This window comes from Sorangium sp. So ce131 (assembly GCF_051519095.1).
Taxonomy (GTDB): domain Bacteria; phylum Myxococcota_A; class Polyangia; order Polyangiales; family Polyangiaceae; genus Sorangium.
In genome coordinates, this window is the sequence record NZ_CP150455.1 from 11,566,076 (window position 1) to 11,581,227 (window position 15,152).

Sequence of the window (15,152 nt, forward strand, 5' to 3'; positions counted from 1 at the left end):
CACGACGCCCAGCGCGCGCGCCGCGTGCGTGTTCCTCGCGCCGCGCGTGTTCCTCGCGCCGCGTGCGTGTTCCTCGCGCCGCGCGTGCTCCTCGCGCCGCGCGACGCCCTTCGCCCCTCAGCGATACGGCGCGCCCCCCGCGGCGACGTGCACCTTGAGCACGCTCTCCTCCGCGGGCACGCCGAGGCGGAGCGGAAAACCGTAGTGGCCTGTTCCGCGGTGAACGTACAGCCGATCGCGGCCGCGGGCCCACAGGCCGTGATCAGGCATCTTCACGAAGAGCCGGAGGATCGTCCACGGGAGGCCGAGGCTGACGAGCCCGATCTGCCCGCCGTGGGTGTGGCCCGAGAGCACGAGATCGCCCTCTCCTTCGCCGAGATCGCGGAACGCGCCCGGGTTGTGCAGCAGGACGAGCCGCAGCGCGCCCGGGACGCGCGGGTGCCGCGCGCAGACGGCGTCCATCCGCGCCTTCCGGTCGCGATAATGGTAGTCCATGCCGACGATCTGGACCGGGCCCGCGCCGGTCTCGACGAGCGCCGCGTCGTCGACCAGCAGGCGCGCGCCGACCCGGGCGAGCGCGGTCGCGACGTGGGCCGGCGACTCGTGATCATGGTTGCCGGGACAGGCGAACACGCGGCCCTCCAGGGCGCGGAGCGGGGACAACGCCTCGGCCAGGTGATCCGCCGTGTCCTGCGACTCCATGGTGAGGAAGTCGCCGGTGAGCACGACGAGATCGGGATCGCGCTCGACCGCGCGCGCGCAGATGCCGCGCAGCCGCGCGACGGGCATGAACGGGCCGATGTGCGGATCGGTGATCTGGACAATGCGGAGCGGGCGAGGGCCTGCCCCCTCCCCCGGGCCGCGCCGGCGCGCGCCGTGGCGGACGAGCCCCTCCACCGGGGCGCGGTCGACGAGGATATCGACCTCCTCGCGGCGCAAGGTCAGCGACTGGAAGATCCCGACGGCCGCGAGCGCGAAGGGGACCCAGAGGCCGTACGGCGTCGCCCCGAGCCCGGCCGCGATGGCCCAGGGAAGCGAGAGGAACGTCGCCGCCACGAAGTAGGACGCCGGGAGGCTCACCAGCGCCCGGTAGGCCAGGGGGCGCATGCGCGGCCGCGACAGCATGAAAAAGTGCAAGGCCGCCGCGCCCTGGAGGTACACGAAGGCCGGCGCGAACGGCGCGACGTGGCCGACGAGCGCGCACGCGATCAGCGTGTGCAGGCCGAGGAGCACGCCGATGAACTTCGCGTACAGCGGGCCGCGACGGGCCCGCGCCGCGGCGACGACGGCGATCCAGCCGAGCGCGGAGGCCGCCCGGAACACGAAGGTGAAGGTGAACCAATGAGACTCCAAGGTGCTCCTAGATAGAACGTCGAGCCCGAGCTGCGCGCTGCGCTCGAGCGGCCGCGATGCCCTCTGCTTCCTGCCATGGGCCACGGGAGCCTGCCAGCCGGTGCGATCGCCGCGCCCCGCCCCGCATCGCGCCCCGGGGGGCTCGGCCGACGGACCGAGCGCCGCGCGCGGAGCCGCCCCGCGGCGGTCGCGCCGTACCCGAGGGCTGGGCGGGTCCCACGGCCGCCGCGCCCCGACCTCGTCGCCGAGGCGCGGACGTTCGCCGCGTGGCTCGAGCGCGAGAGCCCGTGGGTCGCGCCAGGCTCGGAGTCGGAGTCGCTGGATCCGCGAAGGACGTCTTCAGCTCGCGCCGAGCCGGCGCCCTCTGCGCTGACCAGGTGCCCCCTTCACCACGCCTCCGGCGGTTTTGCGTAGGTCGCATCACCAGCGACGTGGTAGGGAGCGTCTCACCATCGTAACGATGGCAATCTGGAGGAGGGAACATCATGGCGACAGGCCGGATGAGATCGTGGTTCGGTTTCACGGTGGCGGCGTGGCTCGCGGGAGCCTGCGGCGGCGCGAGGGCGGTCGACGCACCTCCTGCGGCAGAGCCGCCGGCAGCGACGGCGGGAGCTCCCGCGACGGACACGCAGCCCGCGGCCTCGGCCGCCAAACCCGAGCCCACAGGTGGTGAAGCGATGAACACAAAGCCCGCTCCCGTCTCCAAGGCGCCGTTCGGCAACGCCGATGGCAAAGAGGTCGTCCTCTACACGCTCACGAACGCGAACGGCCTGGTCGCGAAGGTGATGACCTACGGCGCGACGGTGACCGAGCTCCACGTCCCCGACAAGGCCGGAAAGACCGCCGACGTCGTCCTCGGCTACGACAACCTCGACGGGTACCTGAAGAACAGCCCGTACTTCGGGTCGACGGTCGGCCGCGTGGCCAACCGCATCAAGAACGCGCAGTTCCAGCTCGAGGGCAAGACCTACAAGCTCACCGCGAACAACGGCGCCCACGCCTTGCACGGCGGCAAGAAGGGCTGGGACAAGGTCGTCTGGGACGCGGAGGCGAGCGAGACGCCGGACGGCCCGTCCATCAAGCTCACGTACGTCTCGAAGGACGGGGAAGAGGGATACCCCGGCACGGTCACCGCGACCACGACCTACACGCTCACCAACAAGAACGAGCTCAAGGTCGAGATGTCGGCCACGACCGACAAGACCACGATCGTCAACATGGCCCACCACAGCTACTGGAACCTGGCGGGACAGGGCTCGGGCTCCGTCGCCGAGCAGGAGCTGACGTTGCACGCCGACAGCTACACCCCGTCGGACGCCACCCTCGTCCCCTCGGGCCAGGTCAAGCCGGTGAAGGGGACACCGCTCGACTTCACCGCGGCCAAGCCGATCGGCAAGGACCTGAAGGCCGTGGGCGGCAAGCCGGTCGGATACGATCACAACTTGGTCGTCAACGGCGACCCGCACAAGCTGCGTGAGGTGGCTCGCGCGAAGGATCCGAAGACCGGCCGGGTGCTGACGGTCGAGGCCGATCAGCCCGGGGTCCAGTTCTATACCGGGAATTTCCTCGACGGGTCGATCAAGGGCAAGGGCGGCGCCGTCTACGACCAGTATGGCGGCTTCTGCCTCGAGCCGCAGAAGTTCCCGAACTCGATCAACGTCCCGGCCTGGAAGGATGAGGTCATCCTGAAGCCCGGCCAGCGCTACACGCAGACGGTCGTCTACCGGTTCACGACCGAGTAGGCTGGCCGGTCCGGTCGAGGACGGCCGCGCGGTCAGCCCTCGGGGCGGGGAGGCACGAGCTCGGGCGCCGGGATCCCGAGGGCAGGCTTGTTGATCCTCAGGCTCAGATCGGGCCGGCGCTCCCGCTCGAAAGGCGGCAGCGCCTCGGCCTTGCCGCTCGCGGCAGAGCGCAGGATGGCCTCCATCACCCGGACGTCCGCGAGCCCCTCGACGCCGGACGGCACTGGCTCGGTGTCCTCCAGGATGCAGCGCGAGAAGTAGACGAGCGCGGCCGCGAACTGGTCGCGCTTCTCGAAGGTCTGCTCCGTCGTCTTGCCGCCGATCGTGAGCCGGTGCTTGAGCGGACCCGGGAAAAAGTAGGCGTCTTCGACGCGGAGATCGCCCTTGGTGCCCGTGACGTGGTACCAGCCCCCGGGCGCCAGCCCCTGGCTCGCGGTGAACTGGGCGACGGCGCCGCTCGGAAAACGCAGGGTGGCCGAGGTGGACTCGTCGACGCCCTGGGCGCGCTTGTCATCGGACTGCTGGCAGGTGCCGAACACCTCGATCGGCTCCTCCCGGAAGAGGTAGCGGGCGGCGTTGACGCAGTAGATGCCGAGATCGAAGAGCGCCCCTCCGCCGAGCTCCCTCTTCGTGCGGATGTCGCCGGGGCGCACCGTGTGCGAGAAAGACGAGGTGAAGGCCCGGGCCTGGCCGAGCGCGCCAGAGCGGACGATCTCGACGGCGCTGAGGTTCGCCTCCTCCAGGTGGAGCCGATAGGCGGTCATCAGCTTCACGCCGGCGCGCCGGGTGGCCTGGATCATCGCCGCGCAGTCCTCCTCCGTCATGGCGAGCGGCTTCTCGCAGAGCACGTGCACGCCCGCGCGCGCGGCGCGCTCGGTGAACTCGCGGTGCATGGTGTTGGGCAGGGCGATGTACACGGCGTCGACCCGCGCGCGCTCCAGGATGGCCTCGAGATCGCCGTAGCCGCCTCGCTCCGCGACGCCGTAGCGCTCGCCGAGCACCTGGAGCTTCTCGCGGCTGCCGGAGACGAGGGCGACGAGCTCCGAGTTCTCGGCGGCGTTCGCGAACGCCGGCAGGACCGCGACCTGCGCGATGTTGCCGAGGCCGATGACGGCGTAGCGGATCTTCTTGCTCTCGTTTTCTGTTGCCCTGTCCATACACCTCCGCGCGCAGGTCCCCCGCGCGCGAGGAATGTCTCAAGAGGCGGAGCCGCGCGTCAACCGGCAGCTCGCCGCCGCGCCGGGTGAGGCGGCGCCATCGTACATCCCACGACGAGGCGGCCGTCTCCGGTCCGCCTCCTCGCGTCGCGCTCACCGCCGCCATTCCAGAGTCTCCGGATCCGCGTGGCCAGGATGGACTTGCGCGCGAAGTTCGGCACGGCCGGGGGAATGAGCGCGACACCGGACCGGGAGCCGGGCACCGGGAAGAGCTCCGGCCCGCCGAGGGCGTAACTCGGTGACGCAGGGGAGTGTTGTCGCTAGACTGACAGAGCCCGCGAGCGAGCAGGAGGACGTATCATGCAGGCCGCGAAGATCGCCATCGTCATCCCCGCAGATCACCGCGTCGAGCTACAGCTCCCTGCCGATCTTCCAGAAGGTCCGGCAGAGGTGATCGTCCTCATCACCTCCCAGCCGAAGGCCGCGCCGCCCGACAGACGCGCGGCGCTTGGCATGGACCGCGGCAAGGTCCAGATCGCCGATGACTTCGACGCGCCGCTACCGGAGGACCTGCAGCGGGCGTTCGACGGTGAGACATGAAGCTGCTCCTCGATACTCACTGCTGGCTCTGGCTCGTCGCCGAGCCCGAGAGGATCCGGAGCGACGTGGTGGAGACGCTCGTCGCGGAGGACAACGACGTCTACGTCTCCGCAGCGACGGCGTGGGAGATTGTTATCAAACATGCGCTCGGAAAGCTCTCGCTCCCCACGCCGCCGGCCGAGTACATCCCTCCACGCATGGCTGCCCTCGGCCACCTCTCTCTGCCCATCGAGCAACGACACGCCCTCCAGGTCGCCGTGCTTCCCCTGCATCACAGGGATCCCTTTGACAGAATCCTGATCGCGCAGGCGCAGGTCGAGGACATCCACCTGGTCACCGCCGATCGGCTCATGGCGGCATACGATTGCCGCGTGATCTGGGCAGACACATAAGGGGCGATCGCCGACGTAGGTCGGCATCGCGCGGGTCGGGTGGAAGGACCAACCGCGGCGTCGGGAGCCAAGACCGCCGCCCAGCCGGCGCCGAAGCTCGTGCGTCCCGCCGGGTTGCGCCCCGCCTCGCAGCTGCTACCATCGGCCTCGGGTGCGCAGGGGCGCCCATCCCGCCGAGAAGAAGCTTTCACCCTGCACGCACGACGAACGCTGGTGTCTCATTGCGATTTCCTCCGGCCGAGGGGAGCGGGTACGGCCACGACGAGGGGAGCGCCATGAACGGACCCTGTTCGTGAACTGAAGATCCGCGCCGACATCCTCCACGCACGGCGTGCAGGCCGCCGACGTGGCCGCCCTCGGGCGGCTGCGGGCGCTCTCCCTGCCACGCAGGGCCGGGGCTCGCCGTCAGGGAGGTTCGCCGTGCGCGCGCTGCAATCGCGCCGCACGTCACGCCGCTGGACATCGCGTTGTGTCCCGCGGTGAAGGAGCCATTGCGCGCGGCCTCCGGCTCGCCCGCCAGCCCGGGCGATCGCGTTCTCCTCGCCTGCGCAGTCGATGGCTCCGGACTCAACGTCAACGCTTGAACCCAGAGGTTGCCTCCATGACCACCACGACATCCGCGGCATCGCCCGAGCCGCTCCCGTTCCATCTGACCGGCAACTTCGCCCCGGTGCTCGACGAGCTCATCGTGCACGACCTCGACGTGACGGGGACGCTGCCGCCGGAGCTGACAGGCACTTACGTGCGCAATGGGCCCAATCCAAGGAACGGCCCGACGCCCACCTGGTTCCTCGGCCACGGTATGTTGCACGGCGTCCGCCTCGAGCGCGGTCGGGCCCGCTGGTACAGAAACCGCTGGGTCGACGCGCCGACGTCGTCGAACACCAACATCGTTCGCCACGCCGGCAAGATGCTGGCCCTGGTCGAGACGGCCCTCCCCGTCGCCGTCAGCGACGAGCTGGAGACCCTCGGCGCGTTCGATTTCGCGGGCGGCTTGACCCGCGGCATGACCGCGCATCCGAAGATCTGCCCTTCGACCGGAGAGCTGCTCTTCTTCGCCTACAGCCTGCAGCCGCCGTTCGTCACGTACTACCGCGCCGACGCGTCCGGCGCGCTGGTCCAGTCGGAGCCGATCCAGGTGGGGAGCCCCACCTACATGCACGACTTCGCGATCACGAAGCGTTACGCCCTCTTGCTCGACCTCCCCGTGTTGTTCAACGGCTGGCGTACTCCCGTGCCGATCCAGTGGAGCGACGACTACGGCGCGCGCATCGGCGTCTTGCCGCGCGACGGCCGGGGCGACGAGGTGCGCTGGTTCCCCATCGCGCCCTGCTCCATCGTCCACACCGCCAACGCGTACGAAGAAGGCGGGACGATCGTGCTCGACGTCGTGCGCGCTCCCCATCTGGACGGGCCCTCCCAGCTGTTCCGCTACACGCTGGATCTCGAGCGGGGCGTCGTCCATGAAGCCCCGCTCGACGCGCGGCACGTCGAGTTCCCCCGCATCGACGCCCGCCGCACGGGCTCGGCGCACCGGTACGTGTACGCCCTCGAGTTCTGCGACATCGTGAACGGCATCCCGACCGACTGCGTGCTCCGCAAGTACGACGTCACGACCGGCCGTTGTACGGTCCACGATTTCGGTCCAGGCCGCGTCAGCGGGGAGTGCATCTTCGTCCCCAGGACGCCGAGCTCCGACGAGGACGATGGCTATGCCATCTGTTATGTCTACGACCGCAACCGGAACACGAGCGACCTCGTCGTGCTCGACGCCGCCGATTTCGCGGCCCCTGCGCTCGCCACCGTCGCGCTGCCCAGGCGCATTCCGTACGGGATCCACGGAAACTGGTTCCCGGATCCCGGCTGAGCCAGCCCTGAAGCAGGCCCTCGTTCGGGCGCGCTCCCGCCCCGGATCGCGCTTCAGGCCAGCGCCGCCCCCGCGTCGGGGAGCCATTCGCCGTGGAGCCCCAGCGGGACGTGGCACGGGAGGCGCACGCGCGCGACGGGCGGCGACGCGAACCTCGACGCGTCCAGGATGACGAGCTCGGCCGCGGAGCCGTCGCGGCGGTGGACGAACAGGATCACCCACGCGTCGTCCTCGGCGGCGCTCCCCGGCCGCGCGGCGACGACACACTCCCCGGGCATCACCCCGTCGCCGAACTCGTGGACGACCGCGGCGCCGGTCTCGAGATCGTGCTGGCGCGCGACCGTGCGCGTGAAGCCGCCGTCGGGGCCGAAGTCGCAGAGCTCGATCGTGTACGCGCGGCGATGGCGGGCGCCGACGACCGCCGGGTGCACCCGCGGGAAGTCGAGGAACCTCGGATCCAGCTCCGCCTCCGAGGCGCGGCCGGCGCGGAGGTCGAACGTGAACCGGTGGAGCGCGTGCGGCATCATGATCCGCGGCGCGCGCACCGCGTCGAGCACGATCGCGTCGCCCTCCTCGAAGGCGTTGACCGTGTGGCTGATCGTGCACGGCGCGACGTCGAACCACCGCAGGTCCTCGTTGCCGCCGTCGCGGGGCAACACGCCGATGCGCGCAGGGAAATCGTCGACCCACCGGATCGGCACCGGAGATCCCACGTCGCCGAGGAGCACCGGCAGCACGCAGAAGACGACGTACCGCTCCGTGATCGCGAAATCGTGCATGAACGTCACCGCCGGGACGTCGAGCGCGGCGCGGTGGACCACGCGGCCGGAGGCGTCTGCGCGGTAGTACGTGAGGTGCGGGCGCGAGGGCCGCTGGGAAAAGAAGAGGAGCTCGCCGGTGCGCGGGCAGATCTTCGGGTGAGCCGTCATCGAGCTGCCGAGCGCCCCGCCGAACGTGTACGGCCCGACGGTCTCGAGCTCCGCGGTCACCTCGACCGGCAGCCACGTCTCCACGAGCGCCAGGATCCGCCCGGCGTGCCGGACCACGTGCGTGTTCGGCGCGAAATCGCCGGCGATCCAGCGGTTCCGGTACCAGCGCGCCCGGCCCCCCTCCAGGCGCACGCCGTGCAGCATCCCCTCCCCGGCGAACCACGCCGGCGACCGGCCGGTCCGGGGGTTCGGCCCGTTGCGCACGTACGTGCCGCAAAGATCGGCCGGAATCTCGCCGATCACGTCGAGCTCGTGGTCGGTCCGCTCCTCGCGCACGGGAGCGAAGGCGCCGGCCAGGTGGAACGGTAACGTGTCCCTGACTGAGTCCGCGTTCGGCATGTATGCACTGTATACTCGAGGAATGAGATGTCCAGCCCGAAGAAGAAACGCCGCGGCACCTACCATCATGGCGACCTCCGGCAGGCGCTCGTCGACGCAGCGCTGCGCGCGCTGGAGGACCAGCGGGTGGAGGACCTGTCCCTGCGCGCGCTCGGCCGCGAGCTCGGCGTCAGCCCCCGCGCGCCGTACCGCCACTTCGAGACGAAGGAGGAGCTGCTCGCGGCCGTCGCGGTCGAAGGCTTCCGCGCCTTCGGGGCGCTCATGACGCAGCGGGTGGCCGCCGCCGGCGCGGACCCGATCGCGCGGCTCCGCGCGGTCGCGGAGGCGTACGTCCTCTTCGCGGTCGAGCGCCCCGCCGCGTTCCGCGTGATGTATGCGCCCTACGCCACGGTGAACGAGAGCGCGCCGGACCTCCTGCGGGCGCGCGCCGAGGGGCATCAGGTGACGATGGACGCCCTCGCAGAGGGGCAAGCCGCGGGGCTGCTCCGCGAGGGCGATCCGATGCAGCTCGCCCTCGTGCTCTGGTCGAGCATGCATGGCCTCGCCGTGCTCCTGACGCAGGGGCAGCTCGGGCGGTTCGACCGGCCAGTCGAGGCGGCGAAGCTCGCGTGGCTCGTCAGCGGGCTGGTCATGGAGGGGCTGCTGCCGCGTCCGGATCGTCGGCCGTGCGCGGAGACGAGAAGCAGCTGATCGCTGGACCTCCCGAACCGGAGCATGGTGCATTGAAGACGTCAGGCAGCACGCCCCCTCACCCACGGATGCCCCATGTACTCGTCTGCCGCCGATCTCTACGACCTCCTGCACACCGGCAACAAGGACTATAAAGACTATGCGGCCGAGGCCGCGTCGCTCTCGGCCGTGATCCGGCGTGTCCACCCGGGGGCGCAGGCGCTGCTCGACGTCGCCTGCGGCACGGCCGAACATGCCCGGCTGCTCGCGCAGGAGCACGGCTTCCGGGTGGACGGCGTGGACATCAACCCCACCTTCGTGCGGATCGCCCGCGCGAAGCTGCCCCACGGCTCCGTCGTCGAGGCCGACATGACCTCCTTCGAGCTGCCGGGTCGTTACGACGTGATCCTCTGCCTCTTCAGCTCCATCGGCTACGCGCGCACGCTGGAGAACGTCCAGCGCACGCTCGCGCGCTTCCGCGCCCACCTCGCCGAGGGCGGGCTCGTGCTGGTCGAGCCGTGGTTCACCCCAGGCGCCCTCGAGCCCGGGCGCGTCTTCGTGAAGACCGTGGAGGCTCCGGGGGTGACCGTCTGCCGGATGAGCTGCTCCGAGATCGAGGGGCGCCTCTCGCGCCTGCATTTCGAGTACCTGATCGGCCGCGCGGGGCGCATCGAGCGCGCGAGCGAGATCCACGAGCTCGGCCTGTTCACCACCGAGGAGATGCTCGACTGCTTCCGTCAGGCGCGGCTCGAGGCCACGTACGAGCCCAAGGGACCTTACGGCCGCGGGCTCTTCCTCGCGCGCGCCGCGGCCTGACGGACGGCCGCTGTCGGCGACAGGGGCTTTACCGCGCGCAGGCCTTGTGGTGCAGTGCCGTCGTGACCGCACCGAGCAAACCCAAGGCGCCCGAGGGCGATCTCGCCACCTTCGAGCGCGAGCGCTTCACGCACGACGGGGACACGCGCGATGTGTACCGCAAGGGAAAAGGCCCCGCGGTGCTCGTGCTGACCGAGATGCCGGGCATCTCACCCCAGGTGCTCGGGTTCGCCGACCGGGTCGCCGCGCTCGGCTGCACGGCCGTGCTTCCGAACCTCTTCGGGACCGCCGGCCGCGACCCCTTCGAATCGAAGGTCTCGGGCGCGCTCTACGGCCTCTCGTCGATGGTGCAGGCCTGCATCAGCAAGGAGTTCACCGTGTTCGCGACGGGGCGCTCCTCGCCGGTCGTCGACTGGCTCCGGGCCCTCGCGGCGTCGGAGCACCAGCGCTGCGGCGGGCCGGGCGTGGGCGTCGTGGGGATGTGCTTCACCGGCGGGTTCGCGCTCGCGATGGCGGCGGACGCCCGGGTGCTGGCGCCCGTCATGTCGCAGCCGTCGCTCCCGATCCCGCTCACGGCGAGCCGGCGGCGCACCATCGACTGCGATCCTGCGACCCTCGACGCGGTGGCGCAGCGCTGCGACCGAGAGGGCCTCCGGGTGATCGGGCTTCGTTTCAACGGCGATCCCCTCGTGCCGGCGGAGCGGTTCCAGTTCCTTCGCGAGCGCCTCGGGGAGGGGTTCGTCGCCGTGGAGCTGGAGCAGGCCGACGGGCACCCCGAGGGGCCTCTCAAGAAGCACCACTCGGTGCTGACCGGCGCGTTGATCGACGCGCCGGGCGAGCCGACGCGCGCCGCGCTCGACCGGGTCCTCGAGCTCTTTCACGACAAGCTGCTCGCCGCATAACACGACGTCTGGCAGCCCGCGCCCTGCCCCATTCCCGTCGCCGCACCGCCACGGGCGTCTTCGGGCGCCGCCGCGGGCGCGTTCGGGCGTCGCGATGGCCGCGAGCGCCCGGACGGTCCGTGCGCGCTGACGCCACGTGAGAGCGGCGTATCAGCCCGGGCTCGGGATCTCGGGCACCTCGCCGCCGCCGCCCTCGCCCTCGTCGCCGCCGTCGTCGCCGTCTTCGTCGCCGCCGTCGCCGCCGTCTTCGTCGCCGCCGTCTTCGTCCCCATCTTCGCACTCATGGCCGTCGCCCTGGTCCGGCCTGCCGCCGCCATGGCTGCCCGAGCCACCGTGGTGGTTGTCCTCGTCGTCCTCATCGGCGGTGCCGTCGTCGTCGTCGTCCGCGTCCTCGTAATCGGAGCTTCCATCGTGGTCCCAATCGACCTGCTCGAGCGGGTTGTGCTCGCACTCCCCCTCGGACGCGTCGACGTCACCGAGATCGACGTCGTCCTCTTCCTCCGATTCCTCCGATTCCTCCGACTCGTGTCCCGTGTTGCGGCCGCGCGTGCGCTCGGGGCGACCGGCGAGCGGAAACAGCGAGGTGACCTCACCGCCGGCAGAGGAGGCGAATCGCAGGGTCGCCCCCTCCTGGTCCCCATCCACGAACCCAAGGACATACCGCGCCTTCTTGGGAAGTGTGAGCCGGAAGTTGCCCTCCGCGTCGACCGGCGCGGAGTAGGTCTTCGCCCCCTCCACGCCGGCCTGGTCCACCACCGCGACGACCGAGGTCGCCGCGCCGGACTTCAGGTGACCGCGGACGCTGCGAACCGCCAGCTGGCCCTCACCGGTGCCCTCCGTGGGAGCGCTGACGGTGCAGGCGATTCCGCTGAGCGCCGTCATGCCGATGAACAGGACTCCGAACAGAGTCGAATGCCTCATGATATACCTTCTCTCTTTAAGGATGCGTGGTGCTGCATTTCCGCTGTTCAAGACAGCTCGTGAGATAGAGAGCCGGGAGCGTCCGCCGTCGGCTCAAGAAAATGAACGGCCCCGCAGAGGCCCTGTAAGGTCCGCCCGACCGGCCTGGCACACCGCCGCGCGGGCGCCGCGCCTGGTCGCCGGCCTAGAGCCGCCGCCGCGCCCTGCCCGGAAAAAACCTGAGCCGACGAGCTCGCGTCGGGGCTCTCATGCCTCAGGTGCCCTCGCTCCCGATCGCCACGCCGGTGAAACCGCCGTCCCCGCAGCCCGCGCCGGGGCGCAACGTCGTCTCGTTGCAGCCGCAGTCCGAGCGATCCGATGACGAGCTCGTCCAGGCGATCGCGGCCGGCGAGCCCTGGGCGGCCGCGATGCTCCTCGACCGGTACGGACCGCTCGTGGAGCGGCTCATCCGGCGCGTCCTGGGCCACGACCCCGAGCTCGAGGACCTGGTCCACGACGCGTTCGCGACCATCCTCACGTCCATCCACCAGGTCCGCGACGGCCAGGCGGTGAAAGGGTGGCTCTCGTCCGTGGCCGTCCACACGGCGCACCGCGCCATCCGCCGCCGCCGCCTCTCGCGATGGCTCTTCTTCTGGCAACGCGACGAGGAGCTGCCGGAGCCCTCGTCCGTGCCGGCGCACGGGCCCCGGGAGGCGCTCCGGCGCGTCTATGCCACGCTCGACGAGCTCTCGGCGGAGGACCAGATCGCCTTCACGCTCCGTTTCATCGAGGAGATGCCGCTCGAGGACGTGGCGAGCGCCTGCGGCGTGTCGCTCGCGACCATCAAGCGGCGCCTCGCCCGCGCCGAGCAGCGGTTCACCGCCCTGGCGAAGCGCGATCCGGTGTTGCGCGGGTGGATGGAGGAAGGGGACCGATGGACCACAAACCAATGAGATCGCGCGCAGATCTCCTGAGCGAGGTCCGCGCCGCTTCCGACGCCGGGGCCTTGCCCGCCGAGCGCCTCCACGCAACGCGCCGGCGCGCGCTCGTGACGTGGAAGTCCGCGCGGGGGCGCCGCCCCGCGCGCCGCCTCGTGGCGGTGTTCGCGACGGCGGCGGCCCTGCTCGCGGGCGGGCTCTTGCTGCTGCCGCAGCGGCCGGCGCTCACGTATGTCGTCGGGCCCGGCGCGGAGGCTGGCCAGCTCGGCGCGTGGATCGCCGTGGACCGCGAGGCGACCCCGCTCACGTTCTCGGAGGGCACCGTCGTGACGCTGGCATCGGGATCCCGCGCGCGGGTGACGCAGGCCGACGCGGAGGGCGCCTCGCTGCTGCTGGAGCGCGGCGCCTTGCGCGCCCGCGTCGTCCACGCGAGCCCATCCACGCGGTGGAGCGTCCAGGCCGGCCCGTTCAAGGTCGCCGTGGTCGGGACCGAGTTCGACCTCGCCTGGGACCCGGACCGGGATCGGCTGGACGTCGCGCTGCATGAGGGCCGGGTCGTGGTGAGCGGCCCCCTGCTCGACGACGGGCGCACGCTGGTTCCGGGAGAGCGGCTGCACGTGAGCGTCTCCGAGAACCGGAGCGAGCTCTCCAAGGGCGTGCCCGCGGAAACCTCGCCTTCGGCCGCCGCGACCGCGACCCCCGCGGCCTCGCCGGCCGCGCAGGGGCCGTCCCCGGCGGCAGGCACGGCCGGCCAGGACACCGCGGCCGGACCGGGCGTCGCGGCGCAGCAGCCTGCGCCGCTTGCAGCCCCGCCTGCGCCCGAGCGCCAGCGCGGGGCCGCGGCGGAGCCCGGATGGCGCGCGCTCGCGGCGCAGGGCCGGTACCGCGAGGCGATGGCCGCCGTGGAACGCGAGGGGTTCGAGCGCGTCCTCGCCAGCGCGCGCGCGTCCGATCTGCTCGAGCTCGCGGACGCCGCGCGCCACTCGGGCGAGTTCCAGCGCGCCCGCGAGGCGCTGCTGCGGGCGCGGCGCCTCGGGGCGCGCGGGCGGTCCGCCTTCGTGCTCGGCAAGCTGGCCGCGGATCACCTGGGCGCGCCGGGGGACGCGATCACCTGGCTCCAGACCTACCTCGACGAGGAGCCGGGCGGCGGCCTCGCAGAGCAGGCGCTCGGCCGGCTCATCGAGCTGCGCCAGCGCCGCGGGGACGCCGCGGGCGCCCGCGCCGCCGCGGCGCTCTACCTGCAGCGTCACCCGGGCGGCGCGTACACGTCGCTCGCGCAGGCCGCGGCTGCCCCTTGACGGCCCGGGCGCTCGCGGCCGCGGCGGCGCTCGCGCTCGCGCTCGGCGCAGGCCCGAGCCAGGCCGAGCCGGTGCGCGTGCTGCTGATCCTGCCGGGCGCGGCCGATCCGGTCGCCGCGAGCCTGCTCGACGAGCTCGTCGCGCTCGGGATCATCGTGGAGGTCGAGGTCAGCACGCAGGGAGATCTCCCCGCGCTCGCGCGCGCGCGCTCGGCCCGCGCTGCGCTCCGCGTCGATCGCGCGCGGCGCGCGGTCGAGATCTGGGACGCCGGGTCCGCGAGCGTGATCCGGGTCGCGGCGCGACCGGAGGAGCGGGGCGGAGAGGCGGCGGGGCTCGCGCTCCGCGCGGTCGAGCTCCTGCGTGGACGTCTGATCGATGTGCCGTCGCCTTCCGGGGCGGCGCCCGCGGCGGCCGCGCCTTCCGGGGCGGCGCCCGCGGCGGCCGCGCCTTCCGGGGCCGCGCCCGCGGCGGCCGCACCTTCCGGGGCCGCGCCTGCGTCAGCCGCGCCTTCCGGGGCCGCGCCTGCTCCGGCGCCGCCGACCCCGCCGAAAGCGCTCGCGCCCGAGGCCTCCCGAGCGGCCGGCGCTTCCCGGACGGGAGGCGCCGACGCCGCGCCTGGGCGGCGCGCGTCGATCGGGCTGCATGCGGGTCCGAGCATCATGCTCCATCCGGGCAGCGCGATCTCCCCCGAAGGGGCCGCCGCAGCCGGCGCCCGCTGGAGGTTCACCGACCGGCTCGACGCCGAGGTCATCGCGGTCATCCCCATCGTGCCTGCGACCATCGACGCCCAGATCGGGCGCGCGCGGATCTCGACCGCCATGGTCGGCGTCGGCGCGTCGATAGGCCTGATCGATCCGCAGCTGCCGATCGCCATGCGGGCAGGCGCCGGCGCCGGCGCCGGATTCCTGAATTATTACGGACAGTCGTGGACCGGCGACGCCCGAGGGCGCGATGGCACCGCCGCGTACGTGCTGCCGTTCGCCCGCTGGGACATCGGGTGGCAGGTCCATCCCATCCTGACCCTGCGCGCCGAAGCGCTTTCGGGGATCGCCGCCCCCCGCCCGGTGATCCGGCTGCTGGGCCGCTCGGACGTGCCCTTCGGCCGACCGCTGCTCGCCTTCAACCTGGTGCTGGAGGCCGGGCTCCGGTGACGGGACACGCGAGCGGCACCCTTCCCGGGCGGACGGCAG

Annotated in this window: 14 protein-coding genes; 10 read left to right on the forward strand and 4 right to left on the reverse strand. The window is 72.0% G+C overall.

The genetic code is table 11. The annotated features are described in order from the left end of the window. Positions 1 to 117: 117 nt before the first annotated feature. Positions 118 to 1,353, reverse strand: coding sequence for a metallophosphoesterase (locus WMF43_RS41985; RefSeq protein WP_437673564.1), 1,236 nt, complete (start codon positions 1,351 to 1,353; stop codon positions 118 to 120). A 677-nt stretch (positions 1,354 to 2,030) separates the two neighbouring features. On the opposite strand from WMF43_RS41985, the gene WMF43_RS41990 reads away from it, so the two are divergent. Further along, the gene (locus WMF43_RS41990; protein ID WP_437673566.1) at positions 2,031 to 3,095 is read left to right on the forward strand and encodes an aldose epimerase family protein; all 1,065 of its coding nucleotides are present in this window, start codon (positions 2,031 to 2,033) and stop codon (positions 3,093 to 3,095) included. 32 nt (positions 3,096 to 3,127) lie between these two features. Here the strand turns inward: WMF43_RS41990 and WMF43_RS41995 are convergent, their stop codons facing one another. Next, the gene (locus WMF43_RS41995) at positions 3,128 to 4,252 is read right to left on the reverse strand and encodes a Gfo/Idh/MocA family protein (protein WP_437673568.1); all 1,125 of its coding nucleotides are present in this window, start codon (positions 4,250 to 4,252) and stop codon (positions 3,128 to 3,130) included. A 360-nt stretch (positions 4,253 to 4,612) separates the two neighbouring features. Here WMF43_RS41995 and WMF43_RS42000 point away from each other — a divergent pair, with 360 nt between their 5' ends. The 3 genes from WMF43_RS42000 to WMF43_RS42010 all read left to right on the forward strand — a co-directional run bounded on the left by WMF43_RS42000 (position 4,613) and on the right by WMF43_RS42010 (position 7,111). Then, the gene (locus WMF43_RS42000; protein ID WP_437673569.1) at positions 4,613 to 4,852 is read left to right on the forward strand and encodes a hypothetical protein; all 240 of its coding nucleotides are present in this window, start codon (positions 4,613 to 4,615) and stop codon (positions 4,850 to 4,852) included. Further along, positions 4,849 to 5,244 (forward strand): type II toxin-antitoxin system VapC family toxin, encoded by a 396-nt coding sequence (locus WMF43_RS42005; RefSeq protein WP_437673571.1) that lies wholly within the window; start codon positions 4,849 to 4,851, stop codon positions 5,242 to 5,244. Before WMF43_RS42000 ends, WMF43_RS42005 begins: the two co-directional genes overlap by 4 nt. A gap of 601 nt (positions 5,245 to 5,845) precedes the next feature. Next, positions 5,846 to 7,111, forward strand: a complete 1,266-nt coding sequence (locus tag WMF43_RS42010) for a carotenoid oxygenase family protein (RefSeq protein ID WP_437673573.1) — start codon at positions 5,846 to 5,848, stop codon at positions 7,109 to 7,111. 53 nt (positions 7,112 to 7,164) lie between these two features. On the opposite strand, the gene WMF43_RS42015 is transcribed toward WMF43_RS42010, so the two are convergent. Beyond that, complete coding sequence (locus tag WMF43_RS42015; protein WP_437673575.1) at positions 7,165 to 8,439, reverse strand: carotenoid oxygenase family protein; 1,275 nt, start codon at positions 8,437 to 8,439, stop codon at positions 7,165 to 7,167. A gap of 27 nt (positions 8,440 to 8,466) precedes the next feature. Here WMF43_RS42015 and WMF43_RS42020 point away from each other — a divergent pair, with 27 nt between their 5' ends. The 3 genes from WMF43_RS42020 (at position 8,467) to WMF43_RS42030 (ending at position 10,826) form a co-directional block, all read left to right on the forward strand. Next, positions 8,467 to 9,129, forward strand: a complete 663-nt coding sequence (locus tag WMF43_RS42020) for a TetR/AcrR family transcriptional regulator (RefSeq protein ID WP_437673577.1) — start codon at positions 8,467 to 8,469, stop codon at positions 9,127 to 9,129. Positions 9,130 to 9,204: 75 nt separating this feature from the next. Then, positions 9,205 to 9,924, forward strand: a complete 720-nt coding sequence (locus tag WMF43_RS42025) for a class I SAM-dependent methyltransferase (protein ID WP_437673579.1) — start codon at positions 9,205 to 9,207, stop codon at positions 9,922 to 9,924. 62 nt (positions 9,925 to 9,986) lie between these two features. Beyond that, positions 9,987 to 10,826 (forward strand): dienelactone hydrolase family protein, encoded by an 840-nt coding sequence (locus WMF43_RS42030; protein ID WP_437673581.1) that lies wholly within the window; start codon positions 9,987 to 9,989, stop codon positions 10,824 to 10,826. A gap of 150 nt (positions 10,827 to 10,976) precedes the next feature. Here the strand turns inward: WMF43_RS42030 and WMF43_RS42035 are convergent, their stop codons facing one another. Next, a complete protein-coding gene (locus tag WMF43_RS42035; RefSeq protein ID WP_437673583.1) occupies positions 10,977 to 11,747 on the reverse strand; it encodes a hypothetical protein in 771 nt (256 codons plus the stop codon). A gap of 248 nt (positions 11,748 to 11,995) precedes the next feature. On the opposite strand from WMF43_RS42035, the gene WMF43_RS42040 reads away from it, so the two are divergent. From WMF43_RS42040 to WMF43_RS42050, 3 genes are read left to right on the forward strand one after another with little or no spacing between them, the layout of a single operon-like run. Then, positions 11,996 to 12,679: an RNA polymerase sigma factor gene (locus tag WMF43_RS42040; protein WP_437673585.1), complete on the forward strand. Its 684-nt coding sequence runs from the start codon at positions 11,996 to 11,998 to the stop codon at positions 12,677 to 12,679. Further along, positions 12,676 to 13,962 carry a FecR domain-containing protein gene (locus WMF43_RS42045; RefSeq protein WP_437673587.1) on the forward strand — a complete coding sequence of 429 codons (1,287 nt, stop codon included), beginning with the start codon at positions 12,676 to 12,678 and terminating at the stop codon, positions 13,960 to 13,962. The genes WMF43_RS42040 and WMF43_RS42045 overlap by 4 nt, the downstream gene beginning before the upstream one ends. Continuing rightward, on the forward strand, positions 13,959 to 15,113 hold the full coding sequence (locus WMF43_RS42050) for a hypothetical protein (RefSeq protein WP_437673589.1): 1,155 nt from the start codon (positions 13,959 to 13,961) through the stop codon (positions 15,111 to 15,113). Before WMF43_RS42045 ends, WMF43_RS42050 begins: the two co-directional genes overlap by 4 nt. The last annotated feature ends 39 nt before the right edge of the window (positions 15,114 to 15,152 follow it).